We start from the raw sequence: 23,684 nt of genomic DNA, 5'->3' as shown, positions 1-23,684 counted from the left end.
CTAAATGTCTCCTGTACCGCCTGCGAGGTCAGCTGTCGGGTTCGGGTAGGAGTACACACCCGGCCGCACGGCTACTGGGGGGTTCCGTCCGGCTTCACCCCGAGGGCGACGATGGTGCTGTCGCCCGGGAAGGTGGGTCCCCCGCTCCTGTCTCGAACGTCTGGTCATGAACCGGTGACAGGATTCGGCGTCCGGTTCACGGCCCCACCGATGTGGTGGGGCAGAAGTCAACGTACACACCTTCCCCAGAAAAGTCACGATCGGGTTACGCATTCCGGTCTCACCCGCCGAAGGCACAGATTTGCGCCGTTCCGGTCTTCATAGGCTATGACCGACATCACATACATCGGCTACCGTTCGGCGGCATGGGTGAAAGCGCATATCGCGTCTCCGCCTGGTGGGTGCTTCCCATCAGTGCCGTCGTCTGGTGGGTGTGCGGGTTTCTGCCCTGGCTCCTGCAGGCGTTGTACGAGGTCATAGGCCTTACTGAGGCTTCGACAGTGCGCTCAACCGCATTCCTGCCGCTCCCGTTCACCGCCGACGACGCAGTGGTCGGCCTGGTCGTCATGGCGCTGATCGGCGGTCTTCTCGGCGGCCTCACGGCGGGCATCCCGGCTTCGGCAAGGGCGGGTGCCGCTGCCGCGACGACGGGCACCCTGCTCGCCATGTCCGCGGCGGGCGGTGCCTCGTGCCTGCTCGCGATCCGCGGCAGTGCTCCCGGAGACGCCGCGCCGCTCGGGATGCTCGTCGTCACCGTCGCTGCCGGGGTCGTAGGGCTGGCGGCCGGCCTCCTGGTGGCCCTGGGCCCGGCCGTCCTGCGCGGGCCTGCCCTGGCCCTGCCCGTCGTGCTCCTGGACGGCTGGCTGTGGGGTCTGGTGCCGGGCAACCTGGTGTCCCCCACCGGAACGTGGTGGATCTTCGCGGTGGCGCTCGGCGTGGCGTTCGGCCTCGCGGTGGACAGCCGGCCGCTCGAGCTGCTCGGCTGGCTGCCGACCGCGGGCATCGTGTGGGTGCTGCAGGCCGCCGGGCCGGCCCTCCTGGCCGTGCAGGAGAACATCTGGCCGGGCTCCGCGCTCACGGAGAACCCGCTGTCCGCGGCGGCGATCGTGGCGCACGAGCTAGCCTCGGCGGCCATGGTGCCCGACGCGCACCAGCTCGGCGCCTGGGTGGTCGCCCTGCTGCTCGGTGCGGCGATCGCGGCGCTCCGGCTCTCCCGGGAGGCTGTGGACGAGGACGAGCTGTCCGAGGCCTGGGCCTGAGGCGGCAGCCCGCGACCCTGCTGATTGCGGGCGTGTAAATTTTCACCCGCTGTGCCTTGCTCGCCCTGTTCGGCGCGTGTCCGGTCCCCATAGGTTTGTCCGAGTTCGGGGGTATCCGGCCCACGAGCAGACACAGGGGGCACACATGAACAGGAAGTCACTCGTCGGCGCCGCCACCTCCGCGGCCCTCGCCGTGGCGGTGCTCGTCGCCGTGGCACCCGGTGCACAGGCCGCTACCAACGACCCCCTCCGGGACAAGCAGTGGGGCCTGGACCAGATCAACGCCGAGGCCGCCTGGTCGGCCGGCACGGGTGAGGGTGCGGTGGTGGCCGTCGTCGACACGGGCGTCGACTTCGACCAGCCGGACCTCGTCGGCCAGCTCCTGCCCGGTGCCACCTTCTCCGGCTGCGCGGACGTCCGTCCGTGCGGCGACGGGGACTTCAGGGGCCCCGACGGTCAGAACGACGGGGACGAGCACGGCACGCACGTGGCAGGCATCGTCGCCGCCGCGGCGGACAACGGCATAGGCGTCGCGGGTGTCGCCCCCGGCGCCAAGGTGCTCCCGGTCAAGGTCCTCGAGGCCGGCTCGGGCTCCTCGCAGGACATCGCGGACGGGATCCGGTGGGCCGCCGACAACGGCGCCGACGTCATCAACCTCTCCCTGGGCTCGGCCCCGGGCGGGCAGCTGCTGACGATCATCGGTCTCGACACCCTGATGCGCGACGCCATCGCGTACGCCCGTGAGCGGGGGGTGCTCACGGTCGCGGCGGCAGGCAACTCGTCGACGCCGCTGTGCACCGACCCGGCCTTCAACAGCTCCGCGATCTGCGTCGGGGCCACGGACTCGGCCCGCCTCCACGCCTACTACTCGGAGCTCCCGATCAAGCTCGACCTGAAGAGCGTCTCGGCGCCCGGCGGGGCGGGCGGCCTGAACGGGTGCGACGGCGACGTCTGGTCCACGGTGCCCGTGGGCACGGGCTCGGACACGTGCGCAGGCGGCAGCTACGACGCCTACGCGGGCACGTCGATGGCGACGCCGCACGTGGCCGGGGTCGCGGCGCTGCTCTACGGCCAGGGCCGGACGATGGCAGAGGTCGAGAGCGCGATCCTCGGCACCGCGCGCGACCCGCTCCTGGGCCTCGTCGGCGTGTGGACGCCGCTGTACGGGTACGGCATCGTCGACGCGGCCGCGGCGGTCGCGTACTGACCCGATCCGCGAAGTAGAGCGCCTGTCCGGCCTCCGCACGGTCTACCCCGCGCGGAAGCCGGACAGGCGCTCTACTTCGCGGATCGGGTCAGTAGGGGCGGATGTAGACCGCGTAGTCCTGCCACTGGGCCGTGTGGCGCACCGGGGTGCCGTAGTTGGCCGCCTCGACGACCATGCCGTCGCCCGCGTAGAGGGAGACGTGGCCCTGGGTCCACACGATGTCACCGGGGATGGGCGACGTGACCTGGTAGCCCGCTGCCACCATGGACGACGACGAGTGCGGCAGGTCGACGCCGAGCTGGGCGTACACGTACTTGATCAGCCCGGAGCAGTCGAAGCCCGACCCCGGCGACTCGCCGCCGTACGTGTAGGCGATGCCGATGTACTGCATGGCGATCGCGACGGCCTGTGCGCCGATGGAGCCGTCGGACGCGTAGTCCGGGGTGGCCGGCTCGACCTTCTCGGCCGCGGCCTCCGTCACCGTCTCGGTGGGGGCCTCCACGGCGGGTTCCGGCTCGGGAGCGGGGGTGACCTTGACGGCCTTGCTCTCGATCTTGAGCTTGGCGTCGGTCGCGACCTGCACGGCCGGCGCCGCCGCCAGCTCTTTGCTTGCCAGGCGGTTCGAACCGTCTCCCATGACGGCGTGTGCGCTGGGTGCGAACGCCGTCGCGAGAAGTCCGGACGATGCCGCGATCAGCGCACCCGAGCGGGCGGCACTACGGGTCACGGTCATCAGGGGAGTGCTAGGAGCGTGAACGGCGCGGTGTCGACCGCGTCGGACGGTGGTACTCACCGAAGTTCTCCAAGTCGCCGGTTTCGCGGGCCCGTACCGATCTGGGGAATGGGGCTCACGATTGTGCCTCCGGTGGCACAACGGATCTGACGCTACATACGGGTCATCACTCTGTCTCGATCAGATAACACATGTCGTGAAGTACCAAAGCGTCCGAAAAGCAGGTAACTTTTCGACAGCCGTCTTTTCCCAGCGTAAGGGCCATTCTTTTGACCGATATGGCCTTGAGGCGGCATGGAAAATCCGTGAGAGAAACAATGCGACACGCCGATCTGCGGTGGCGGGTCAGCCCTTTTCCAGGGCGCGACGCTCCGCCTCGGCCTTCAGGTCGGCCAGCTCGGCGTCCACGAGCTCCCGTGCACGCGAGCCGAGGGCGAGGTTGGTCAGCCCGGCAAGCATCCCGCTCTGCGCGACCGCCAGCGTGAGCTCGCACGCGACGTCGGACACCGGCGCGATCCGGTGTGCCACCCCCGACCGCACACCCGGGGTGCTGCTCGACCAGGAGAACCCGCTGGGCTCGGTGAGGCTGTCCACCTCCCAGACCGCGGGCGGGAGGCCGGGCTGCGTCAGCTCGACCCGGGAGCCGACGGCGATGGTCGTCTCGGCGCCAAGGATCGTCACGCTGGTCATGGAGCCGGTCCAGGTGGGCATGCGCTCGACGTCGGACAGCACCTGCCAGACGACGTCGGCGGGTGCCTCCACCCGGGTGCTGGTTCGGTAGGCGTGGGCCACGGGCCCCAGGCTACGCGGGGCTCGAGAGCATCCGGCGTGGCCTGGGGCCCGTGGCGCGCTGCCAGGTCAGGGGCTGGCGAGCAGGGTCAGGAACCCGTGGAGAGCGGGAGCGTCACCGGTGCTCCCCAGCTGACCAGAGCGCCGGCCTCCGGGTCGGACGAGATGATCGTCCCCTCCGGCACGGTGTCCGACTCGGTGTCCTCGAACGTGCAGGCGAGGTGCTTCGCCAGGCATGCGACCTCGGCGTCCTCGCGGGTCATCCCGGTGAAGTCCGGGATCTCGATGGCGCTGTCGGCGACCTCCTCGGGAAGGGGCACGAACTCCATCCGGAGGAACGTCCTGAGGGAATGCATCTTGCCGATCGACTCCTCCGACTCGAGCGGGAGGTTCCGCCCTTCGTCGTAGATCACCGTGGTGGTCCGGTCCCACAGCTCGAACGTCGCGGCGGTGCCCGTGCGGCCCTCCGAGTCCTCGACATTCTGCTCCACGTCGACGGCGGACAGGCTCGTGAGCAGCTCCCACGCCGCGGCGCGCACCTCGGGCGGGGCCGGCGCCTCGGTGATCAGCCTGGCCGTGCTGTTGAGCGCCGCATCCTCGGCCATGCCCCTGGGCTCGAACTTGTTGAGCAACGCGTCGTGCAGAGCCGCCGGCTCGGTGGGCAGCGCTGCGATCTCCGCCCAGGTGAAGCTGATGGGTTCCGCGCCTTCCATGCCGAGGTAGCTGCTCGCGTCACGCAGCGCCGGGCCGTAGCTGTGGAGCGAGAAGCCCACACCGTCGCCGTACCAGCGCTCGACGCCCATCGGCGTGTCATCGTCGGCCTCCTCGCCCTGCTTTGCCGATTCATTGCGGGTCACCACATGGAAGTACGTCGCGTCCCGCCAGCCGTCCGGCGGCACTATCGGGTACTCGACGGGTTCTCCCTCGTCGGTCAGCCGGTCACCCTCGCTCGACGTGATGGGTGGCCCGCTCGGCTCCGGCGACGGCTCCACCTCCATCGTCGTCGAACTGCCGGGCAGGGCGGTTCCCGGGGGCTCCATCGTGGTGGCTGCCCAGGCTCCGCCGCCCAGCGCCAGCCCAAGGGCCAGGGTGGCGCCGCCCACCCGCGCGGCCCGACGCCGTCGGGCCGCCGGGACGACTCGGGTGACATCGACGTCGATCCTCGGCGCGACCTGGGTCGCCTGAGTGCGCAGGCTCGCTGCGAACTGCTCGTCGTCGTTCATGACGCACTCCTCTCGTCCGTGGTGCTCGTGGTGGTTGCGGCGGTGCGTGCGACGTCTGCCAGGTTCTCCGCCTGGAGGAGCTCCCGGAGGCGCGCGAGGCCGCGTGACGCGGTGGACTTCACGGTGCCGACGGAGACGCCCGTCGCGTCGGCGACCTCACGCTCCGTCAGGCCGTCGAGGTGCCGGAGCACCACGATCCGGCGCTGCTTGGTCGGGAGCGTCAGCAGGGCACGGCTGAGGCGGTCCCGTTCGGCGTGCCGGTCGGCCGGGCCGGGGCCGCCGCCCGACCGGTCAGGCAGCGTGTCGGAGGCCATGAGGACCTCCCGCCGGTGCCTGCGCCACGTGTCTATCCGCGCGTTGGCCAGGATCCGGCGTGCGTACGCGAGGGGCTCGCCCCGCCGTGCCTTCGGCCAGGCCAGATACGTCTTCATGAGGGCCTGCTGCACCAGCTCCTCGGCGACGTGCGTGTCACCGCACAGCAGCCAGGCGGTGCGTGCGAGGGCCGGGGCGGACCGCGCCATGAAGTCCGCGAACTCGGCCTCCTTGTCCCCCACCACGACCACGTCGATCGCCTGAATCTTGTCGGGGCTCGAACGCCCCGCGACCATTGGCATGCTCATGCCTCCTTCACGGTCCAGCACCACGAAAGGTTGAGTCGGCCGCTCGGGAGATTGTCGGTGTCGTTCCGTATCCTCGCGGCATGGCCACACATCGGCTCACCGCGCAGCAGGGACGGCGCATCGCGTTGCGCGCTCAGCTGCTCGACGCCCGCCGGCCGGTCGACCTCGTGCACCTGGTGGAGGATCTGACGTTCCTCTCGGTGGACCCGACGTCGGCGGTGGCGCCCGCGGTGGACCTCGTCGCCTGGTCGCGGCTCGGCAACGAGTACTGGCAGGGCGCGGTCGACGACGCGATCTCCGACCGCATGCTGTTCCAGCTGCGTGGCACGGTGCGGTCGATGGTCGACCTGCCCCTGTACCTGGAGCAGATGGCCCGCTGGCCCCAGAACGAGACCATGCGGCAGTGGCTCGCCGACAACGCCGAGTTCGAGCGTGAGGTGCTGGCACTGGTGGAGGCGGACGGGCCGGTGCTCGCCAAGGACGTGCCGGACACCGCCCGCGTGCCGTACACGTGGGGCGCCGAGGGCTGGAGCAGCCGCCGCAGCGTGGCCGAGATGCTCGAGGCGCTGAACATGCAGGGCAAACTCGCGATGGTGGGGCGCCAGGGCAGGCAACGCCTGTGGGACCTGGCGGAGCGGGTTTATCCACAGGTCGACGCGGTGCCGTTGGAGGAGGCGGTCCAGGAGCGGGTGGCGCGACGCCTGGCGGCCGAGGGTATCTCCCGCAAGCGGGTGCAGGGCCGTTCGGGCGACGGCGGCTGGTGGGTGGACATGCCCGGCGAGGTGGTCGAGATCGAGGGGGTCGACGGCGAGTGGCGCGCCGATCCCGAGCTGCTCGAGCGGGCGGACGACGAGTTCGAGCCCCGGACCGCTCTGCTGTCCCCGTTCGACGCCATGGCCGCCGACCGGCCCCGGCTCCTCGACCTCTTCGGCTACGAGTACGCGCTCGAGATGTACAAGCCGAAGGGCAAACGCCGCTGGGGCTACTTCGCGCTGCCGATCCTGCACGGGGAACGGTTCGTGGGAAAGCTCGACGCGAAGGCCGATCGCAAGGCCGGCGTGCTGAACGTGTTCGCGGTGCACGAGGACCTGCCGTTCGACGGGGCCACGATGGACGCCGTGCATGCCGAGGTGGAGCTGCTCGCCTCGTGGCTGGGGCTGGGCCTGGTCGACTACGCCAGGGAGCCATAGGCGCCCTCCTGACCCGGAGTCAGGTGGTTGAAAGTTTCACCAATCCCATCAAGTCCGAAATGCGACTATCATCCGCGAGGTGACGTCGCAGATGATGGTCGACCTGGTTCCCGTGGACGAGGAAGTGCTCGAAGGCCTCCTGGCGCTGGCCGTTGCCGAGGCCCTACCCGGTGAGGTCATGCCGCCCGCCTCGGGCGAGTCGGCCACCGAACCCCGTATGACCTGGACCGACCTGCGCAAGGGCGCGTTCAGGGAGTACCACCGCCGGTGCCGCGTGAACCCGCACTCTCCGGTTCCCGAGGTGACCTGGGCGGTCAAGGCCAGAGGCAGGATCGTGGGGGCTGCGCGCCTGGCCCTGGTCGACGGCGACCCGGCCGCACGGGAGGTCGGCCTCTGGCTCGGTCAGTCGTACCGCGGTCAGGGCATCTCCGGCGAGGTGGCCTACTGGGCGTTCGCCGCGGCCCAGACCATGGACGCGAAGCGCCTGGTGGCGCGGACGACCGCGCGGTCGGCGATCGTGCGGAAGTCCCTGGAGCGCATCGGTTTCAAGGTGGTGGACAGCGGGGGTGTCCTGGTCGGCACCATCTCGCTGCCCTGACACGATCCTGCCCAGATGCGACCCTGCCCTGACGCGACGGAGCCGGCGGCTCAGTCCAGGGTGAGGGCCTCGAGCTCCGCGCGCGTGCCCGCGAACACGTTCATGTCGATGTACGGCTCGACGCCGTCGTAGCCGGGTAGCCGGTCGCGGTTCGAGTACTGCCAGACCGTCCACTCGCGACCGTCGGACAGCCCGGGTGCCCACGCGACCGACCGGATCCAGACGGGTAGGTCCGGGTAGCGGCCCGCCAGGTAGAGGTCGTAGGCCTCCTCCGTCGCGTACACGATCGGGTCGGCGCCGTAGTGCTCCCTGATCCCGGCGACCAGCGGGTCCAGGATCGCGTGCACCTCGTCGGGCGTCGGGTGGTCCTGGAAGTACGAGCCGTAGAACTCGAGGTCGATCACCGGCGGGAGGGTGCCCGGGGTCGCCGGGACCTCGGCGGCGAGCTGTGCGGCCTGGTCGGCCCCCGAGCTCTCGAAGCTCATGAAGTGGTACGCCCCGACGAGCAGGTCGGTCCGTGTCGCGGCCGCCCAGTTCTCGGCGAACCGCGGGTCGGTGTGCGAGGCGCCCTCGGTGGCCTTGATCCACGCGAAGTCGAGGTCCTGTGCGGCCAGCACGTCCCAGTCGATCTCCCCCTGGTAGTGCGCGACGTCCACCCCTCGCACGTCGTACCGGGCGGCGAGGATCCGGTTGGGCCAGACGACGCCGTTCGCCACGAGCACGCCAAGTATGGCGAGGACGGTGACGACCGCCGCCGCCGTCGTCCACAGAGCTGTGCGCTTGCTCATTCGCCGGTCGCACCGCCCGCCAGCTCGGCAGAGACGTCCAGGTGGCCAGCGTGGCGGGCGTACTCCTGCAGTACGTGAAAGCAGATCCAGGCGAGCGTCGGCGGGTCCTCGGTGAACCGGCCCCCGACCGCACCTCGCTCGTCCAGGGAGTGCGTCGCGAGCACATCGGTCGTCACCGCGCCGCCCGCGTGCAGCGCCTTCAGCAGCTCCTCCAGGCCGACGCCGTCGGGCACCGCCCACGGCCCGTCCGGGTCCTCGGCCGCGTGGTCACCCCACGGGTGGTCCACCGGCTCCGCCAGGAAGCCCCACCGGAACCAGCGCCGCTCCATGTGGACCAGGTGGATCAGCAGCTCGACCGGCGACCAGCCGGAGGGGAGCCGGGAGGCGCGCAGGTCGGCGTCGGACAGGCTGCGCAGCTTGCGGTCCACGGCGTGCCGGTAGTAGTCCAGGTAGGCGGTGAACAGGGCGGCCGGGTCGGCGGTGTCGAGGCGTGGCTCGCGGTCGGAGAGGGGCACGGGGCGAGGCTACTTCGAGGCACTGACAACCTGGTCGCGGAAGTGCTGTGACATCCGTGCCCCTGGTGCGTCTGTAGTGCATGAAGCAGACCAGGAGCAGGACCTACGGCCTCGCCTCGAACCCCTCGGAGTGGGCGGCGCACCGCCGCGCCGTCGTCTTCTCCGTGCGCCGGATGTACCCGGGCGTCGACGCGGAGCGGGCGGCGACCGAGGGCCTGGGCGAGCTGTGCCGCCAGATAGTGGTGCACGGGGCCGTCGACCGGCCGGCCGTCGTGTGGTGCGAGGCCGCGGTCGCGGCCGCCGCGCGCCTGCGGACCGGGGCCGGTTCGGCCGCATGAACCGGCGGTGGTGCGCCCCGGCGCCGTCCGAACGTCCGCATCCGCGCATGTCGGACGCACAGGCCTACGGGACCTGTGCGCCCGACGTCATCGTCAGCGCGTGCTGCCGACCTCTGCGACGAACCGTGCGGCCCGCTCGCGCAGACCCAGGATGCGCCGGTCGGTGATCAGCTCACGCATGGCCGGGTCGTTGCCCGCCTCGGTGAACGTCGGCATGCGCCGCACGTTGCGCGAGCAGCCGAACTCGGTGCAGATCAGCGTGCCTATCGTGTTCCCGTTGCGCCCCGAGGCGCCGCCCCTGCGGGCGACGTACAGGGAGACGTCGTCGGTGACGACGACGTCCTCGCACCAGGCGCACACGCCCTTGGTGCGCTTGCTCGACTTGGCCTCGGCAGAGCGCAGCAGCACGCCGGTCGGCGTGCCGTCGAGCTCGAGCACCACGTAGGCGGACAGCGGCGCCTTGCGGTCGTGCCACCCGAGGTAGTCGAGGCGCTCCCAGTCGAGCGTGTCGAGGTCGGGGAGGGTGGCCTGGGCGGCCTCCCGCTTGCTCGCGTTCAGGAAGGACGCGCGGATCTGCTTCTCGGTCAGGGGATTCATGGGGTATCGGCTTCCGGTCGTTCGGAGGCCACCGGCCGGTATCGGCCACGCGAGGAGCGCGGCAGTGCCTCGGTCACCGATTCGTTCGGTCACCGGGCCGGCAGGCGGCAGGGCAGGGGACGACGCCGCGCCCGCCCTCCGACGTCCGCCATGGCGTGCGACCGCCGAAGCGGTGTGCAGCCGTGGGTGTTCAGAGAGTCGTGACGCGGATCCGGGAACTGCCCGAGCAGGCCGCGACGGCCGCCCCGCATCCCGCGGTGAATACCCGCATCTCTCGCTCCTCGTGTGATCCCTGAGACCGGCCGGGCAAGATCGCCGCACAGCCGACCCGTCGATGCTACGACACGGACCCTGCGCGGTACACGTGCTTTTAGCCACAGGCTGACGGCCCGGCTCACGTCCAGGTGGCGGTCTCCGGGTCGACGCCGTGGGCCAGGGCGTTGGCGTTCACGACGTCGCGGAGCCATTCGGCGAGGCCCTGCTCGATGTCGTCGTAGAAGGAGCGGAAGCCTGGGTCCTCGGCGTAGGAGCGGGCGAGGCAGACCTGCATCGAGTGGGTGCAGTCGAAGTGGGCGCCCATCGACGCCCGATGCTGCTCGGCCAGGGCGTTCGCCCGGGCGCTTCCCGGCAGCACGCCGTCGCGGAGAGCCTTGGCCAGGTCGGTGTGCAGCACCTCGAGGTCCGCCATGATGCGACGCCAGTCCTCGGGGCTCCGGTCCGCCGCTCGTTCCGCGTACTGCGCCCACTGCTCGCTGTCGCCCCAGCGTTCCCTGGCCTCGAGCTGCCGGGACGGCTGCCAGGTCGTGCCGAAGATGGCCACCTGTTCGTCGTGCGGGAGCAGGATGCCGGAGCGGCGGGCCTCGATCAGCCGGTCCAGGGCGTCCGCCGACCGTTCCAGGCGCGCGATGTGCTCCCGCACCTGGTTCCGCTGCCTCGTCAGCGACTCCTCCGCGTCCTCGGTCGGCGCGTCGAGCAGCTCCGCGATGTCGGCGAGGGGGACACCGAGCTCGCGGTAGAGGCGGACCCGGTGGAGTCGGGCGACGTCGGCGGCGTCGTAGAGCCGGTGCCCACCGGACGTGCGCTGGGACGGGCCGGCCAGTCCGACCTCGTCCCAGTGGTGCAGCGTCCGGACGGTGACACCCACGACGGACGCGGCACCGCCGACCGTCAGCCCGTCCGGCGGCACCGCGTCAGCCCTGCTCCGGTGTGTCATCACGGTAAGTCTCGCAGCCGTCGTGGTCACCGGGACGGCCTCACGCCGAGGGGCCCTCGATGCCCAGCTCGTCGCGCAGGCTCCGGGCCTCTGCGCTGGCCGGGTCGTAGGGCCGGGCGGCGGTCATGATCACCCGCACGTTCTCCGGCGTGACCACTTCCAGGTCGATCGTGTTCCACGGCGTCTGACGCGGACCGCTGGTGCTCCCGGGCACCAGCTCCTCGCAGGCCGCCGCGATCTGGTCCACCTGGCTCAGCACGCACGAGAAGGTCACCGTCATCGCCGGAGGGCCGGCCAGGACACCCGCCGGGTCCTCCGTCGGGACGAGCAGCACGTCCTGGAACGCCCACCGACGCAGATGGGTGACCCGGCCCGGAGCCGCGAAGAACTCGAAGAAGCCGAGGCCGCGCGTCCAGAGCTCGACGGAAGCGGCCATGTCCAGGGTGGGCACGTTCACGAACATCGGCATGCCGTAGATGCCCCGGAACAGCTCGGCGGGCTCGGCGTCCAGCGCGGGAAGGGGCACGGGGCCCATGTCGAAAGCAGGATAGGTATCGGTCATGACGCCAGCGTCGCCCCTCACGTGGCGTGAGGTTCAAGCCCGTACGGAATCTCGGGTGAACCGCGTACCGGCGCGACCGGGACTACGGGGTGGGCTGCAGCTCGGCCGACGCCGGTGCCGCCGCCTCGCGGTCGGCCGGGTCGGCGAGGTAGCCGGTCCGCTTGAGCCACCACTCGGCGAGCAGGGTGGTCAGCGGCGGGACGGACGCGGCGAGGGCCACCAGCGTGCGGAACCAGCCCCAGCGCAGCTTGACCGCCATGAACAGCGTGACCCCGACGAACAGCACGAACGCGCCGCCATGGAGGCGGCCGAACAGCCACACCCCTGCCTCGGTGGTCTCCGTGACGTACTTGAGGAACATGCCGACCAGGAGCCCGGCCCAGGTGAACGCCTCGATCCAGGCGACGATGGCGAACAGGCGGCCGAGACGGGACATCGCGGGCATGCGGAACCTTCCGGGGTCGAGGCGGTGAGTCCCCCCAGTCTGCCCGACGGCGGACGCTGCCCCGTGCCGCCCGGCTACCGCAGCCGGGACCGGACGGCCGTGCCCGCGCACGCGATGACCGCCGCTCCGCCGAGCACGGTCGCCCAGGTCAGCTGCTCGTGCAGGAGCAGCGCGGCCCAGCAGATGCTGAGCACCGGCTGGACCAGCTGGACCTGGCTGACCTGCGCCATCGGGCCGATCGCGAGGCCCCGGTACCAGGCGACGAAGCCGAGGAACATGCTCACCACCCCGAGGTAGCCGAACAGTGCCCAGTCGAGCGGGGTTCCCGCCGGTGGGTCCTGCACCACCGAGACACCGGTGAGCAACGCCATCGGGACGGCGGCCAGCACGAGCGCCCACGAGATGGTCTGCCAGGCGCCGAGCTCGCGGGCGAGCAGCCCGCCCTCCGCGTAGCCGAAACCGCACGCGACGACCGCCCCGATCAGCAGCAGGTCCGCGCGGTGCAGCCCGCCGAGCCCGCCGCCCTGCACGGCGGCGAAACCGACCGCCGCTGTCGCGCCCAGCGTCGCCGTCACCCAGAACGACGCCCGTGGACGCTCGCGCACACGCAGCACCACCAGCACCGCGGTCACAGCCGGCAGCACCGCGATGACGACGACGCTGTGGCTCGCCGACGCCGTCGCGAGCGCGAACGAGGTGAGCACCGGGAAGCCGAACACGACGCCGCCCGCGACGATCGCGAGCCGCGCCCACTGCCCGCCCCTGGGTAGGCGCTGCCTGGTGACGCCCAGGGCGACTGCTGCGAGCGCCGCAGCGACGACGGCCCGGCCGCAGGACACGAACAGCGGTGACATGCCTCCGCCGCTGACCACCATGCGGGTGAAGGGGACGGTGAGCGAGAAGGCCGCGACCCCGAGGAGACCCCACCAGAGACCGGCTCGAACCGGGGGTAGCAGCAGTGTTGTTTGGAGAGTAGCGCTACTGTTGGCTGTCATGTATGACGATAGCAGTGCTCGTATTGTCGCCGGCCTGCACGAGTGGATCGCCCGTGCCGCCCCGGGCGCGCAGCTGCCGTCCAGCCGGGCACTCGTGACGCAGTACGGGGCGAGCCCCGTCACGGTGCAGAAGGCGCTGCGCACCCTTGCTTCGCAGGGTGTGGTGGAGACGCGGCCGGGCGTCGGTACGTTCGTCCGGGCGGTGCGCGTGCCGCGCCCCCACGACTACGGCTGGCAGACGGCGGCCCTCGGCCCGCGCACCAGACGCGTTCAGCAGCTCTCCCGGGCCCTGCACACCGCCCCGAACGACGTGGTAGCACTGCACTCCGGCTACCCGGACCGCGAGCTGCTGCCCGAGCGTCTCGTGCGGTCCGCGTTCACCAGGGCCGCCCGCAGCGACGCCGCCGTCACCAGCTCACCCGCCGCGGGGTTGCCCGAGCTGCAGGCGTGGTTCGCCGCCGAGCTGGGCGCTGCGGCACCCGCCGGGATCGCTCCGCCGACGCCCAGCGACGTCGTCGTCTTCCCCGGGAGCCAGTCCAGCCTCAGCACGGTGTTCCGCGCGCTCGCAGGCGCCGGCCGGCCGCTCCTCGTCGAGTCGCCGACCTACTGGGGTGCGATCCTCGCCGCCGAGCAGGTCGGCGTGCAGCTCGTCCCGGTGCCCAGCGGCCCGCACGGCCCGGACCCCGACGAGCTCGCACGCGCCTTCCACCGGACCGGGGCGCGCGCCTTCTACGCACAGCCGAGCTACGCCAACCCGACCGGCGCTCGCTGGTCGCCCGGCCTGTCCGACGAGGTGCTGCGCCTGGCCCGCGAGCACGGAGCCTTCGTGATCGAGGACGACTGGGCGCACGACTTCGGGATGACCCACGACGTGGTCCCCCTTGCCGCCCGTGACGACGGCGGGCACGTGGTCTACCTGCGCTCGCTGGCGAAGAGCGTGTCGCCGGCGGTGCGCGTCGCAGGGCTGGTCGCACGCGGTCCGGCCCGGGAACGCATCCTCGCGGACGCGCAGGCCGAGGCCATGTACGTGAGCGGCATGCTGCAGGCAGTAGCCCTGGACGTCGTGACCCAGCCCGCCTGGCGCACCCACCTGCGCGGCCTGCGCCAGCAGCTCACGGCCCGGCGGGACCTGTTGCTCGGTGCGCTCCGCGAGCACGTACCGGCCGCCCGGGTCGAGGCGGTGCCGCAGGGTGGCCTGAACCTGTGGGTGCGGCTCCCGGACACCACCGACGTCCCGCGCCTGGTCCGGGACTGCGAGACGGCCGGGGTGATAGTGGCCGCGGGCGACGAGTGGTTCCCCGCCGAACCGATTGGTGCCTACTTTCGACTCAACTATTCCGGGCCGAATCCCGGGGCCTTCCCGGAGGGCGCACGCGTCATCGGGGAGATGCTGGAGCGCCAGGGCTGAGCGCTCTACTTCGGCGGCAGCGAACCGGCGTGGTCCACGCCGCGTCGTACCCACGCGGCCAGCTCTTCCTCGGTTCCGAGACCGTCGGGCCCGATCGCCAGCCAGCCTGCCATGACGCGCGCGCCCATCACGGCGCGCGTTGCGGCGGTGGTCCGCTCCAGCTCCTCGGCGGCGTCGGGCCCGACGCGGACCAGGATCCCTTCGGAACCGCGCACGGCCACGGCGAGGTTGCCGTTCACCAGGAACGAGAGCCCGCCGAACATGCGCCGCTCGGTGACCTCGGGCACGCCGTCCAGCACGGTCCGGATCTCGTCCGCGAGTGCGAGGTCGTAGGCCATGGATCCGAGGTTATGTCCGCGGCGTCATTCCCGGGCGGTGCGCTCCTCGCGCGTCGCAGACTGGGCCGCCTCCAGCCGGAACAGCCGCACCACCCGCCCGGAGTCCCGTTCGTACCCGCGGTAGCCGGGCCACTGCCGCTCGATCTGCGCCCAGACGGCGTCCCGCTCGTCGTCCCCGATGAGGGTCGCGCGGACCGGGATCCGCCGTCCGGCCACGCTGATGCTCGCCTTCGGGTGCGCTTGCAGGTTGTACGTCCACGCGGGGTGCCGCCCCTGCGCGAACGCCGACCCGGCGACGATCGCCCGCCCGGGGCCGTCGGGCGTGTACATGAGGTAGGTGTCGCGCGGCTCTCCCGACCGCGCGCCCGTCGTGTGCAGCACGAGCGACGGCACCAGCAGGGCGCTGACCTGCAGCCGCCCCCGGGAGAGCCAGGCGAGCGCCCGTTCGGCAGGCGGCAGCAGGACGGGGCCGACGGCGCGGAACGCCCGCGTGCGCGTCAAGGGAGCGACCGCCGATCGGACAGCGTGCAGAAGACTGGCCATCTGTCCATCATCTGGCTCCGGGCACCCGTTGGCACGGTTTCGCGAGGTACCGTCTCGACCGGCGCTTTTGCTTGCCCGCTTCCCCACCCTCTCCGCCTGGAGGAGTCATGACCACCACCCACGAGTCCGTCGCTACGCCGGACGGTGTCGTCGCCCCACGATTCCGCCCGCCGGCCGGCGCCTCCAGCTCAGCGACGCTGTCGCTCGACGGGGAGTGGCGGTTCCGTCTGTTCCCGCATCCCGAGACGGGGGTGGACCGCGCCGAGCGTGGTGACGACTGGGACCGGCTGGCGGTGCCCGGGCACTGGCAGCTCGCCGAGGCTCCGCACGCGTGGCCCTACGGCGTGCCCGAGTACAACAACGTGCTCTACCCGTTCCCTGTCGACCCGCCGCACGTGCCCGACGACAACCCGACCGGCGAGTACCGCACCACGTTCCGGCTGCCCGCCGACTGGCCGGAGGACGGCCGGACCCTCCTGCGCTTCGAGGGCGTGGACTCCTGGTTCCAGGTGGCGCTCGACGGCGAGCTGCTGGCCACGTCGCACGGCTCCCGCCTGCCCACCGAGGTGGACCTGACCGACAAGCTGCGTGACGGCGGCGAGCACCTGCTCGCGGTCCGCGTCACCAAGTGGTCGGCGATGTCGTACGTCGAGGACCAGGACCAGTGGTGGCTCTCCGGGATCTTCCGCAGCGTCACGCTGGAGCACCGGCCGGACGGCGCGCTCGACGACGTCCGCGTGCACGCCGGCTACGACCACACGACCGGCGTCGGCACGCTGCGGGTGGACGCCGCGACAGTGGTGGCCGCCCCCGGCGCGGTCGCGGCACGGGTCGCGGTGCCCGAGCTCGGGATCGAGGGCGCTGCCGGCGAGGAGCTGCGGGTCGCCGTCGAGCCGTGGAGTGCCGAGCGGCCGCGGCTCTACGACGTCGTCGTCACTACGGACACCGAGACGGTGACGCTCGCCGTCGGCTTCCGTACCGTCTCCATCGAGGACGGCGTGTTCCTCGTCAACGGGCGGCCGATCAAGCTGCGCGGCGTCAACCGGCACGAGTTCGACCCGCTGCGCGGCCGCGCCGTGACGCCGGAGCGGATGCTCGAGGACGTGCTGCTCATGAAGCGGCACCACATCAACGCCGTCCGCACGAGCCACTATCCGCCGCACCCGCACTTCCTCGACCTGTGCGACCGGTACGGCCTCTACGTGATCGACGAGAACGACCTGGAGACGCACGGGTTCCTGGGCGAGAGCTGGGCCGGCAACCCCACGGACGACCCGGCCTGGACCGAGGTGCTGGTCGACCGTGTCACCAGGACCGTGCGCCGCGACGCGCACCACACGAGCATCATCATGTGGTCGCTGGGCAACGAGGCGGGCGGCGGGCGCAACGTCCGGGCGATGGCCGACGCCGTCCGGGCGCTCGACCCGAGCCGGCCGATCCACTACGAGGGCGACTACTCGAGCGACGACGTGGACGTGTACTCGCGGATGTACGCCGACAGCGCGGAGGTCGAGCTGATCGGCCAGGGCATCGAGCCGCCGCTGGAGCGCGCCGACGCAGACGCCCGCCGTCGGGCCATGCCGTTCGTGCTGTGCGAGTACGCGCACGCGATGGGCAACGGCCCGGGCGGCCTCGCCGACTACGACGCGGCCTTCGACCGGCACGCGCGCCTGCTCGGCGGGTTCATCTGGGAGTGGATCGACCACGGCCTGACCCGCGCCGACGCCGACGGGAACCTGTTCTCGGCGTACGGCGGCGACTTCGGCGAGCGGTTCCACGACGGGACCTTCATCGCCGACGGTCTGCTCCTGCCCGACCGCACGCCGTCGCCCGGGCTGCTGGAGACGGCGGCCGTGTTCGCGCCGATCCGGATCGACGCCCAGCCGGACGGCACGCTCCTGGTGCGTAACCGTTACGCGTTCCGCGACACGAGCCATGCGGAGATCGGCTGGACGCTGCACCGCGGTGCGGAGGTGCTCGCGACGGGCACCCTCGACCTGGTGCTGGAGGCCGGGACGCAGACGGTGGTGCGGCCGCCGTCCGACCTCGTGCTCCCGGAGCCGGGCGAGGCCCCGGTCTGGTGGACGGTGCGGGCCGTCCAGCACAAGGCCGAGGCGCTCGAGGAGGCGTGGCTCGAGCCCGGCTTCGAGCTCGGCGCGGGCCAGCTCCTCCTCGTCGAGCCGGCGTCGCTCACCGCCCCGGCGGGCCGGGTCTCCACGGAGGCCGACGGCGGGTTCCGCGCAGGCCCGGCCCGGTTCGACGGCCGTGGTGACCTCCGCGAGCTCGCCGGCCGGACGGTGCACGGCTTCCGGGTCGACGCCTGGCGCGCGCCCACCGACAACGACCGCCGCCCGGCGAAGTGGCAGGGGTCGGCCGACGAGGAGAAGTGGCGCGACGCGGGCCTGCACCTGCTCGCCGAGCGCAAGAACGGTGTCGGCGTCAGTGCCGACGGGGCGCTCGAGATCGACGCCAGGATCGCGGGCCCGGCGACCCGTGCGGGCTTCGCCACGCGCTACCGCTGGCAGCCCGTCACCGACGCACCGGACGCGGTCGACCTGCTCGTCGACATCCGGCCGGAGGGCCGCTGGCCCGAGAACGTGGCTCGCCTCGGCGTGGTGCTGGCGCTCGACGAGCCGACGGCCGCCGAGACCGGCGTCCGCTGGTCGGGCCTCGGGCCGGACGAGTCGTACGCCGACTCGAAGCAGGCGGCGCTCGGCGGTTCGTGGCAGCACACCGTCGCGGACTGGCAGACGCGGTACACCCACCCGCAGGAGAACGGCGCGCGCCGGGGCGTGACGAGCGCCGTCCTGTCCTTCACGGACGGGACCGGTCTGCGGATCGACGCCGGGGAGGTGACGGTCGGCGCCCGGTCGCAGCTCGGGATCGAGCTGTCGCTGCGTCCCTGGTCCGATGAGGCGCTGGATCGGGCGGCCCACCCGCACGAGCTCGTGCCCGACGGCAGGCTGTGGCTGCACCTCGACGCGGCACAGCACGGCGTCGGCAGCGCAGCGTGCGGCCCCGGCGTCCTGGCGAACGCTCAGCTCCACGCGGCGCCCGTCCGGATGCGGCTGCGCTTCACCACCCTGTGAACACGTGCCCGCCCCGCGCCGCGGGGCGGGCATGATGTATACAAGAGTGGACATACAAGGGCGACGACGAGGAGTGCGGCCGTGAAGATGGGCTTCCGCTGGTACGGCGAGGGCAACGACACAGTGACCCTGGATCATGTGCGTCAGATCCCTGGCGTGGAGACCATCGTGTGGAGCCTGCACCACAAGCAGGCCGGTGAGGTCTGGGAGCAGGCGGAGATCGACGCCGAGGTCGCCCGCATCACCGGCCTGTCGGACGAGGCCCGCGCCAAGGGCGTGACGCGGACGTTCGACGCCGAGGTGGTCGAGTCGGTCAACGTCCACGAGTCGATCAAGCTCGGCCGGACCGTTCTCGGGATGAGCCGCGACGAGGCGATCGCGAACTACGTCACGACGATCGAGCGGCTCGGCCGCGCCGGCGTGAAGGTCGTCTGCTACAACTTCATGCCCGTCTTCGACTGGCTGCGCACCGACCTGTGGCACCCGCTGCCCGACGGCTCGACCGCGCTGTACTACGAGAAGGCAGTGGTCGACAAGATGTCGCCCGAGAGCCTCATCGCCGACATGGAGGCGAACACCCACGGGCTGACCCTGCCCGGCTGGGAGCCGGAGCGGCTGGCTAGCTTCAGCGAGCTCAACGAGGCCTACGTGGGTGTCACCCACGACGACATGTACGCGAACTACCAGTACTTCCTCGAGGCGGTCATCCCCACGTGCGAGGAGTACGACGTCAAGCTCGGTGTCCACCCCGACGACCCGCCGTTCGACGTCTTCGGCTGGCCGCGCGTGGTCTCCAGCAAGGAAGGCCTCGCGCGGGTGCTCGACCTGCACCCCAGCCCGCACCACGGCCTGACGCTGTGTCTCGGCAGCTTCTCCGCCAACCCGGAGCACGACGCCGTCGACGCCGTGCGGACCTTCATGGACCGCATCCACTTCTCGCACGTGCGCAACATCAAGCACTTCGACAACGGCGACTTCACCGAGGTGGCCCACCGCGCCGTCGAGGGCAGCGTCGACACCACCGGGATCATGAAGGCGTACGCGGAGGCCGGCTACCAGGGCTACATCCGGCCCGACCACGGACGCCACCTCTGGGACGAGAACACCACGAACAAGCCCCGCCCCGGCTACGGCCTCTACGACCGGGCGCTCGGCATCCAGTACCTGCTCGGCGCGTGGGACGCGTTCCGCTACCAGGCCTGATCGGCGGCACGGGGCCGATTTTCCGTGGCGGTCTGCTCCGGCGTGGGTCCACGATGTTCGTATGGACCCACAGGAGCAGGCCGAAGAAGCCGTGACGACGCGCTGGACGCAGTCCACAGTCTTTCCCGACATGTGGGCCGACCCCGACGACGACCCGCGCGAGACCGAGACCCCGTCCGACGAGCGCGGCCTGCTGCTCGACTACCTCCGCTACTACCGCCTCACCCTGGAGATGAAGTGCGGGGGGCTCGACGCCGAGCAGATCGCCCGCCGGTCGGCCCCGCCGTCCACCATGTCGCTGCTCGGTCTGGTGCGGCACCTCGCCGACGGCGAGCGGCACCTGCGCCGGGTCATGGCGGGTGAGGACGCCCCCGACCTCTACCGCACCGCGGAGGACCGCGACGCGGAGTGGAACGGCGCAGTCGCCGACCCGGCGGTCGTCGAGGACGCCTGGCAGAGCTGGCACGCCGAGATGGACGCCACGGACCGCTACCTCGACGGCGTCACCGACCTCGGCACGTGGAACGCCGGCGCGTCCGACTTCGGACCAGAGGGCGCTGACCTGCAGCTTCGCGATGCGCTCGTGGGGCAGATCGTCGAGTACGCGCGGCACTGCGGCCACGCCGACATCCTGCGCGAGCGGATCGACGGTCGCGTCGGCCAGTGACCGGCGTGGCGATCCGAGGGTGATGTCTGGCCGACGGGGGCCGACTGCCTTGCGGTTCGGTCCCGCGGTGGGACTCTGGAAGTGACTGACGCCCCGTGGCGCGCCCTGCGGTGCGGTCACCGCCGGTCACGAGGGAGTGAGACAGCGATGGTCACTGTGCGCAGCGTGTATCCGAGCTTCTCGGCGAACGACATAGATGCGGTCCGCGCGTTCTACGCGGACACGCTGGGACTGCGGGTGACGGCCCAGCCCGAGGGTGCGGGCCTTGCGATCAATCTCGACGGCGGTACCACGGTGTTCGTGTACGCCAAGGAGAACCACACGCCGGCGTCGTTCACGGTCCTGCACCTCACCGTCGACGACGTCGACGAGGTGGTCGACGAGCTGATCGCCAAGGGTGTGGTCTTCGAGCGCTACGAGGGGTTCGAGCAGGACGAGAAGGGCATCGTGCGCGGGTTCATGGAAGGGGGCGACGGCGCCTGGTTCACCGATCCCGCGGGTAACGTCATCGGGCTCGCCGACGGCGAGGGCTTCGAGGCAGCCCTCAGCAGCTAGGCCGGGTGAGGGTGCCGGACTCGGTAACATCTGGCCCCATGTCCCCCACGTTCGTCCTGGTCCACGGCGCCTTCGCCAACTCGTTCTCGTTCGCGCCGCTCCAGGCCGAGCTCGCCCTGCTGGGCCACCGCTCGGCAGCGGTGGACCTGCCCGGGCACGGCTTCGCGGCGACCTACCCGGCCGCGTACCAGGCACCGCAGGACCTCGCGGGCCTGGCGACCGCGCCCGGCAGCATCAAGGGCGTCACCCTCGCCGACAACGCGGCCCGGGTCATCGAGGCTCTCGAGCGCGCCAAGGAGCACGGCCCGGTGATCCTGGTCGGTCACAGCCGGGGCGGCGCCACGCTGACCGCGGTCGGCAACGCCCGTCCGGACCTGATCGACCGCATCGTGTACGTCTCCGCGTGGGCCCCGGTGGACCTCGGAGTGGGCGAGTACTACGCCGAACCCGAGATGGCCTCCGTCGACGCCGGGGTCCTCGCCGGCGTGCTGGCGGCCGACCCGGCCGCCGTCGGCCTGCTGCGGGCCAACTTCCGCACCGCGGACCCGGCTGCGCTCGCGAGCCTCAAGGAGGCGTTCCTCGCCGACGGTACCGACGACGAGTTCTTCACCTTCCTCAACACCTTCCAGCCGGACGAGAACCTGGACGCGGGCACGTCGGCAGACCGCGTCCAGGCCGCGACGTGGGGCACCATCCCGCGGACCTACGTGCGGCTCAGTGCCGACACGAGCATCCCGGTAGCGATGCAGGACCGGATGATCCGCGAGGCAGACGCGCTCACCCCCGACAACCGGTACGACGTGCACACCCTCGAGTCCAGCCACCTGTTGTGGCTGGTCCGGCCGCGCCCGGCAGCGGAGCTGCTGGCGAGCCTGGCCGGCTAGCCGGCTGCCCGGCGGCGCGCTTTCGCGGGCGTCGCTGGGTCGTGCCGTGTGCGGAATGCGTATTGCGGTGAAATGCGCGAATCTGTAGGTAGCCGCGTTCCGTGCGGCTCGACGGAGGTACAGGTCCAATGTCCGAGAAAGCCATCCCTCCTTCAGCCGACGCCGCCGCGCGGCGAACCAAGAACAGCAGAGCCGTGCAGATCCTGGCCCGAGGCGGCTACATCGCCTCCGGCGTGCTGCACGTGCTGGTCGCCTGGCTGGCCGTCCAGCTCGCGCTCGGCCAGCCCGAGGGCCAGGCCGACGAGTCCGGCGCCTTCCGCACCCTCGCCCAGATGCCCGGCGGCGAGGTGGTGCTCTGGGCGGTCGCCGTGGGCTTCGCGGCGCTCGCCGTCTGGCAGCTCCTCACGGCCGCCGTCGGTGCGCCGAACGCCGGGAGCCAGGCGGGGGCGCGGGCCAAGAGCGCGGCCAAGGGTGTGCTCTACGCGGTGCTGGCGGTCTCCGGGGTCAGGGCCGCGCAGGGCACCGGTGGATCGGGCCGCAGCGAGGAGAGCATGACGGCACAGGTTCTGGAGATGCCGGGTGGCCCATGGCTCGTGGGCGCCGGTGGTCTGGCCATCGTCGGCGTCGGTGTCTACCACGTGGTCAAGGGCGCGCGGAAGAAGTTCCTGCGGGACCTCACGGGAACCGGCGGCGGTTCGGTCGGGCAGGTGGTGGTGCGGCTCGGACAGGTGGGTTACGTCGCCAAGGGCATCGCGCTCGGCGTCGTCGGTGGGCTGATCGTGGCCGCAGCGGTGACCACGGACGCCGCACAGGCCGGCGGCCTCGACGAGGCCCTGCGCACGATGCGCGACCAGCCGTTCGGCACGGCGCTGCTCATCGTGGTCGGGCTGGGGATCGGTGCGTTCGGTCTCTACTCCTTCGCGCGTGCCCGGTTCGCGCGGCTCTGATCCGGCTCGATCAGCCCCGCCGGAATGGGGCGAGCGTGGCGCGCACCTGTTCGGCCGCGCCCCAGTCGTCGTCGAACTGCGCGATGACCGCCAGGTGCTGGCGCAGCTGGAGGAGCTGCATGCGTTCCCGCCAGCCGGTATCGAGCGAGGTCAGCTCTGCGTACAGGTCGAAGAAGACATGCGCCTCGGGCGGCGGCGCCGTCGTCCACAGGTGAGCCAGATCGACCTCGGCCCACGTGTACGAGACCGCCGGGTCGATCAGAGCCGGCTGCCCGTCGGGTGCGGCCAGGACGTTCTGCGCCCACAGGTCACCGTGTGTGAGGCAGGCGGTCCTGGCCGGGAGCAGGTCGGGCAGCCGGGCGCACAGCCGCTCCAGCGCCGCCCGGTCCGCGGCGTCGAGCGCCGCCTGGACGCGGGGCTCGTCGAGCCAGCGCAGCAGCCGGTGCCGGGCGAAGAACTCGAAACCGTCGTCCGTCCAGGTGTTGACCTGCCGACGGCGACCCAGCCAGTTGTCGCGGTGCCAGCCGAACCGGTCGTGAGCGCTGCTCGTGTGCAGGCGGGCGAGCGTGTGCGCGAGCTGCTCCCAGAAGGCCTCGGAGCTCGGCCGGGGTCGCAGCACCGAGAGCACGAGCAGTTCACGGCTCGCAAGCAGCACCTCGGGCGTCATGACACCGCCAAGAGTGCGCAGCGCGTGCAGGCCCTCGGCTTCCGCTGCGAACGCGTCGTCCGACGGCGGTTCCGCGAACGCCTTGGCGAACAACGACGTGCCGTCCTGACGTCTCGCGAACCCTGCCGTCGCCGCGAGTCCGCCGGTCGCCGGCTCGACCGTGACGACGTCGGTGAACCCGGCCGCGTGGAGCCGGTCGAGCAGCAGCGCTGTCGGATCCAGCACGGGCGTGCTCCTCTCGTCGGCTCCGCCGCGAGTGGCGAAGCGTCCGCATTCAAGCACGTGGCATGCCGGGTGAGAGAAGGCCGCCG

26 protein-coding genes and 1 riboswitch are annotated in these 23,684 nt (G+C 71.6%); of the genes, 12 read left to right on the top strand and 14 right to left on the bottom strand.

Annotated features, from left to right (window positions below; translation table 11 throughout):
* Nucleotides 1-2: 2 nt before the first annotated feature.
* A riboswitch (cyclic di-AMP (ydaO/yuaA leader) is annotated at nucleotides 3-200 on the bottom strand.
* A 300-nt stretch (nucleotides 201-500) separates the two neighbouring features.
* Together ACNYC2_RS27520 and ACNYC2_RS27515 are read left to right on the top strand one after the other, a co-directional pair.
* The gene (locus tag ACNYC2_RS27520) at nucleotides 501-1,259 is read left to right on the top strand and encodes a hypothetical protein (protein ID WP_419704792.1); all 759 of its coding nucleotides are present in this window, start codon (nucleotides 501-503) and stop codon (nucleotides 1,257-1,259) included.
* 145 nt (nucleotides 1,260-1,404) lie between these two features.
* Nucleotides 1,405-2,466 carry a S8 family serine peptidase gene (locus tag ACNYC2_RS27515; protein WP_419704791.1) on the top strand — a complete coding sequence of 354 codons (1,062 nt, stop codon included), beginning with the start codon at nucleotides 1,405-1,407 and terminating at the stop codon, nucleotides 2,464-2,466.
* 88 nt (nucleotides 2,467-2,554) lie between these two features.
* Here the strand turns inward: ACNYC2_RS27515 and ACNYC2_RS27510 are convergent, their stop codons facing one another.
* From ACNYC2_RS27510 to ACNYC2_RS27495, 4 genes are all read right to left on the bottom strand, one after another.
* Entirely contained in the window at nucleotides 2,555-3,199 is a 645-nt protein-coding gene (locus ACNYC2_RS27510; protein WP_419704790.1) for a C40 family peptidase, read from the bottom strand.
* Between the two features lie 345 nt (nucleotides 3,200-3,544).
* Nucleotides 3,545-3,991 (bottom strand): SRPBCC family protein, encoded by a 447-nt coding sequence (locus ACNYC2_RS27505; protein WP_419704789.1) that lies wholly within the window; start codon nucleotides 3,989-3,991, stop codon nucleotides 3,545-3,547.
* Between the two features lie 86 nt (nucleotides 3,992-4,077).
* Entirely contained in the window at nucleotides 4,078-5,211 is a 1,134-nt protein-coding gene (locus ACNYC2_RS27500; RefSeq protein ID WP_419704788.1) for a PASTA domain-containing protein, read from the bottom strand.
* Nucleotides 5,208-5,831, bottom strand: coding sequence for a SigE family RNA polymerase sigma factor (locus ACNYC2_RS27495; protein WP_419704787.1), 624 nt, complete (start codon nucleotides 5,829-5,831; stop codon nucleotides 5,208-5,210). Before ACNYC2_RS27495 ends, ACNYC2_RS27500 begins: the two co-directional genes overlap by 4 nt.
* 80 nt (nucleotides 5,832-5,911) lie before the next feature.
* On the opposite strand from ACNYC2_RS27495, the gene ACNYC2_RS27490 reads away from it, so the two are divergent.
* The gene (locus ACNYC2_RS27490; protein ID WP_419704786.1) at nucleotides 5,912-7,021 is read left to right on the top strand and encodes a DNA glycosylase AlkZ-like family protein; all 1,110 of its coding nucleotides are present in this window, start codon (nucleotides 5,912-5,914) and stop codon (nucleotides 7,019-7,021) included.
* Nucleotides 7,022-7,100: 79 nt separating this feature from the next.
* Nucleotides 7,101-7,619: a GNAT family N-acetyltransferase gene (locus ACNYC2_RS27485; protein WP_419704785.1), complete on the top strand. Its 519-nt coding sequence runs from the start codon at nucleotides 7,101-7,103 to the stop codon at nucleotides 7,617-7,619.
* A 50-nt stretch (nucleotides 7,620-7,669) separates the two neighbouring features.
* Here the strand turns inward: ACNYC2_RS27485 and ACNYC2_RS27480 are convergent, their stop codons facing one another.
* On the bottom strand, nucleotides 7,670-8,407 hold the full coding sequence (locus ACNYC2_RS27480; RefSeq protein WP_419704784.1) for a GH25 family lysozyme: 738 nt from the start codon (nucleotides 8,405-8,407) through the stop codon (nucleotides 7,670-7,672).
* Entirely contained in the window at nucleotides 8,404-8,922 is a 519-nt protein-coding gene (locus ACNYC2_RS27475; RefSeq protein ID WP_419704783.1) for a DUF664 domain-containing protein, read from the bottom strand. Before ACNYC2_RS27475 ends, ACNYC2_RS27480 begins: the two co-directional genes overlap by 4 nt.
* Nucleotides 8,923-9,002: 80 nt before the next feature.
* Here ACNYC2_RS27475 and ACNYC2_RS27470 point away from each other — a divergent pair, with 80 nt between their 5' ends.
* Nucleotides 9,003-9,260 (top strand): hypothetical protein, encoded by a 258-nt coding sequence (locus ACNYC2_RS27470; protein WP_377136583.1) that lies wholly within the window; start codon nucleotides 9,003-9,005, stop codon nucleotides 9,258-9,260.
* A 93-nt stretch (nucleotides 9,261-9,353) separates the two neighbouring features.
* Here ACNYC2_RS27470 and ACNYC2_RS27465 read toward each other — a convergent pair whose 3' ends face one another.
* The 5 genes from ACNYC2_RS27465 to ACNYC2_RS27445 all read right to left on the bottom strand — a co-directional run bounded on the left by ACNYC2_RS27465 (nucleotide 9,354) and on the right by ACNYC2_RS27445 (nucleotide 13,072).
* A complete protein-coding gene (locus ACNYC2_RS27465; protein WP_419704782.1) occupies nucleotides 9,354-9,857 on the bottom strand; it encodes an FBP domain-containing protein in 504 nt (167 codons plus the stop codon).
* Between the two features lie 394 nt (nucleotides 9,858-10,251).
* On the bottom strand, nucleotides 10,252-11,070 hold the full coding sequence (locus ACNYC2_RS27460) for a MerR family transcriptional regulator (RefSeq protein WP_419704781.1): 819 nt from the start codon (nucleotides 11,068-11,070) through the stop codon (nucleotides 10,252-10,254).
* A gap of 40 nt (nucleotides 11,071-11,110) precedes the next feature.
* Nucleotides 11,111-11,632 carry a VOC family protein gene (locus ACNYC2_RS27455; RefSeq protein WP_419704780.1) on the bottom strand — a complete coding sequence of 174 codons (522 nt, stop codon included), beginning with the start codon at nucleotides 11,630-11,632 and terminating at the stop codon, nucleotides 11,111-11,113.
* 82 nt (nucleotides 11,633-11,714) lie between these two features.
* Nucleotides 11,715-12,077 (bottom strand): DUF3817 domain-containing protein, encoded by a 363-nt coding sequence (locus tag ACNYC2_RS27450; RefSeq protein WP_419704779.1) that lies wholly within the window; start codon nucleotides 12,075-12,077, stop codon nucleotides 11,715-11,717.
* A 74-nt stretch (nucleotides 12,078-12,151) separates the two neighbouring features.
* Nucleotides 12,152-13,072, bottom strand: a complete 921-nt coding sequence (locus ACNYC2_RS27445; RefSeq protein ID WP_419704778.1) for a DMT family transporter — start codon at nucleotides 13,070-13,072, stop codon at nucleotides 12,152-12,154.
* On the opposite strand from ACNYC2_RS27445, the gene ACNYC2_RS27440 reads away from it, so the two are divergent.
* Nucleotides 13,071-14,480 (top strand): PLP-dependent aminotransferase family protein, encoded by a 1,410-nt coding sequence (locus ACNYC2_RS27440; RefSeq protein WP_419704777.1) that lies wholly within the window; start codon nucleotides 13,071-13,073, stop codon nucleotides 14,478-14,480. The two genes, ACNYC2_RS27445 and ACNYC2_RS27440, sit on opposite strands and share 2 nt — an antisense overlap.
* Nucleotides 14,481-14,485: 5 nt before the next feature.
* Here the strand turns inward: ACNYC2_RS27440 and ACNYC2_RS27435 are convergent, their stop codons facing one another.
* Together ACNYC2_RS27435 and ACNYC2_RS27430 are read right to left on the bottom strand one after the other, a co-directional pair.
* Complete coding sequence (locus tag ACNYC2_RS27435) at nucleotides 14,486-14,818, bottom strand: TfoX/Sxy family protein (RefSeq protein ID WP_419704776.1); 333 nt, start codon at nucleotides 14,816-14,818, stop codon at nucleotides 14,486-14,488.
* Between the two features lie 24 nt (nucleotides 14,819-14,842).
* On the bottom strand, nucleotides 14,843-15,319 hold the full coding sequence (locus ACNYC2_RS27430) for a nitroreductase family deazaflavin-dependent oxidoreductase (RefSeq protein WP_419704775.1): 477 nt from the start codon (nucleotides 15,317-15,319) through the stop codon (nucleotides 14,843-14,845).
* A 149-nt stretch (nucleotides 15,320-15,468) separates the two neighbouring features.
* On the opposite strand from ACNYC2_RS27430, the gene ACNYC2_RS27425 reads away from it, so the two are divergent.
* From ACNYC2_RS27425 to ACNYC2_RS27400, 6 genes are all read left to right on the top strand, one after another.
* Nucleotides 15,469-18,450, top strand: a complete 2,982-nt coding sequence (locus ACNYC2_RS27425) for a glycoside hydrolase family 2 TIM barrel-domain containing protein (RefSeq protein ID WP_419704774.1) — start codon at nucleotides 15,469-15,471, stop codon at nucleotides 18,448-18,450.
* An 87-nt stretch (nucleotides 18,451-18,537) separates the two neighbouring features.
* A complete protein-coding gene (locus tag ACNYC2_RS27420) occupies nucleotides 18,538-19,653 on the top strand; it encodes a mannonate dehydratase (RefSeq protein ID WP_419707915.1) in 1,116 nt (371 codons plus the stop codon).
* A gap of 61 nt (nucleotides 19,654-19,714) precedes the next feature.
* Complete coding sequence (locus tag ACNYC2_RS27415; RefSeq protein WP_419704773.1) at nucleotides 19,715-20,320, top strand: DinB family protein; 606 nt, start codon at nucleotides 19,715-19,717, stop codon at nucleotides 20,318-20,320.
* 147 nt (nucleotides 20,321-20,467) lie between these two features.
* The gene (locus ACNYC2_RS27410; protein WP_419704772.1) at nucleotides 20,468-20,875 is read left to right on the top strand and encodes a VOC family protein; all 408 of its coding nucleotides are present in this window, start codon (nucleotides 20,468-20,470) and stop codon (nucleotides 20,873-20,875) included.
* 38 nt (nucleotides 20,876-20,913) lie between these two features.
* Entirely contained in the window at nucleotides 20,914-21,759 is an 846-nt protein-coding gene (locus tag ACNYC2_RS27405) for an alpha/beta fold hydrolase (RefSeq protein WP_419704771.1), read from the top strand.
* Between the two features lie 128 nt (nucleotides 21,760-21,887).
* Nucleotides 21,888-22,706, top strand: coding sequence for a DUF1206 domain-containing protein (locus ACNYC2_RS27400; RefSeq protein WP_419704770.1), 819 nt, complete (start codon nucleotides 21,888-21,890; stop codon nucleotides 22,704-22,706).
* A 10-nt stretch (nucleotides 22,707-22,716) separates the two neighbouring features.
* On the opposite strand, the gene ACNYC2_RS27395 is transcribed toward ACNYC2_RS27400, so the two are convergent.
* Nucleotides 22,717-23,598 carry a fructosamine kinase family protein gene (locus ACNYC2_RS27395; RefSeq protein WP_419704769.1) on the bottom strand — a complete coding sequence of 294 codons (882 nt, stop codon included), beginning with the start codon at nucleotides 23,596-23,598 and terminating at the stop codon, nucleotides 22,717-22,719.
* Nucleotides 23,599-23,684: the final 86 nt, after the last annotated feature.

The sequence above is a fragment of the Promicromonospora sp. NFX87 genome, assembly GCF_048564965.1.
GTDB lineage: Bacteria > Actinomycetota > Actinomycetes > Actinomycetales > Cellulomonadaceae > Promicromonospora.
This window is presented reverse-complemented; position numbering and strand designations above follow the sequence as displayed.

Bases quoted from the DNA above. Each gene is read 5' to 3' on its own strand.
- ACNYC2_RS27445 (WP_419704778.1), bottom strand. From the start codon at position 13,072: ATGACAGCCAACAGTAGCGCTACTCTCCAAACAACACTGCTGCTACCC.
- ACNYC2_RS27405 (WP_419704771.1), top strand. From the start codon at position 20,914: ATGTCCCCCACGTTCGTCCTGGTCCACGGCGCCTTCGCCAACTCGTTC.
- ACNYC2_RS27455 (WP_419704780.1), bottom strand. From the start codon at position 11,632: ATGACCGATACCTATCCTGCTTTCGACATGGGCCCCGTGCCCCTTCCC.
- ACNYC2_RS27470 (WP_377136583.1), top strand. From the start codon at position 9,003: ATGAAGCAGACCAGGAGCAGGACCTACGGCCTCGCCTCGAACCCCTCG.
- ACNYC2_RS27510 (WP_419704790.1), bottom strand. From the start codon at position 3,199: ATGACCGTGACCCGTAGTGCCGCCCGCTCGGGTGCGCTGATCGCGGCA.
- ACNYC2_RS27450 (WP_419704779.1), bottom strand. From the start codon at position 12,077: ATGCCCGCGATGTCCCGTCTCGGCCGCCTGTTCGCCATCGTCGCCTGG.
- ACNYC2_RS27410 (WP_419704772.1), top strand. From the start codon at position 20,468: ATGGTCACTGTGCGCAGCGTGTATCCGAGCTTCTCGGCGAACGACATA.
- ACNYC2_RS27490 (WP_419704786.1), top strand. From the start codon at position 5,912: ATGGCCACACATCGGCTCACCGCGCAGCAGGGACGGCGCATCGCGTTG.
- ACNYC2_RS27435 (WP_419704776.1), bottom strand. From the start codon at position 14,818: ATGGCCTACGACCTCGCACTCGCGGACGAGATCCGGACCGTGCTGGAC.
- ACNYC2_RS27425 (WP_419704774.1), top strand. From the start codon at position 15,469: ATGACCACCACCCACGAGTCCGTCGCTACGCCGGACGGTGTCGTCGCC.
- ACNYC2_RS27420 (WP_419707915.1), top strand. From the start codon at position 18,538: ATGGGCTTCCGCTGGTACGGCGAGGGCAACGACACAGTGACCCTGGAT.
- ACNYC2_RS27500 (WP_419704788.1), bottom strand. From the start codon at position 5,211: ATGAACGACGACGAGCAGTTCGCAGCGAGCCTGCGCACTCAGGCGACC.
- ACNYC2_RS27400 (WP_419704770.1), top strand. From the start codon at position 21,888: ATGTCCGAGAAAGCCATCCCTCCTTCAGCCGACGCCGCCGCGCGGCGA.
- ACNYC2_RS27440 (WP_419704777.1), top strand. From the start codon at position 13,071: ATGTATGACGATAGCAGTGCTCGTATTGTCGCCGGCCTGCACGAGTGG.
- ACNYC2_RS27415 (WP_419704773.1), top strand. From the start codon at position 19,715: ATGGACCCACAGGAGCAGGCCGAAGAAGCCGTGACGACGCGCTGGACG.
- ACNYC2_RS27480 (WP_419704784.1), bottom strand. From the start codon at position 8,407: ATGAGCAAGCGCACAGCTCTGTGGACGACGGCGGCGGCGGTCGTCACC.
- ACNYC2_RS27495 (WP_419704787.1), bottom strand. From the start codon at position 5,831: ATGAGCATGCCAATGGTCGCGGGGCGTTCGAGCCCCGACAAGATTCAG.
- ACNYC2_RS27460 (WP_419704781.1), bottom strand. From the start codon at position 11,070: ATGACACACCGGAGCAGGGCTGACGCGGTGCCGCCGGACGGGCTGACG.
- ACNYC2_RS27515 (WP_419704791.1), top strand. From the start codon at position 1,405: ATGAACAGGAAGTCACTCGTCGGCGCCGCCACCTCCGCGGCCCTCGCC.
- ACNYC2_RS27465 (WP_419704782.1), bottom strand. From the start codon at position 9,857: ATGAATCCCCTGACCGAGAAGCAGATCCGCGCGTCCTTCCTGAACGCG.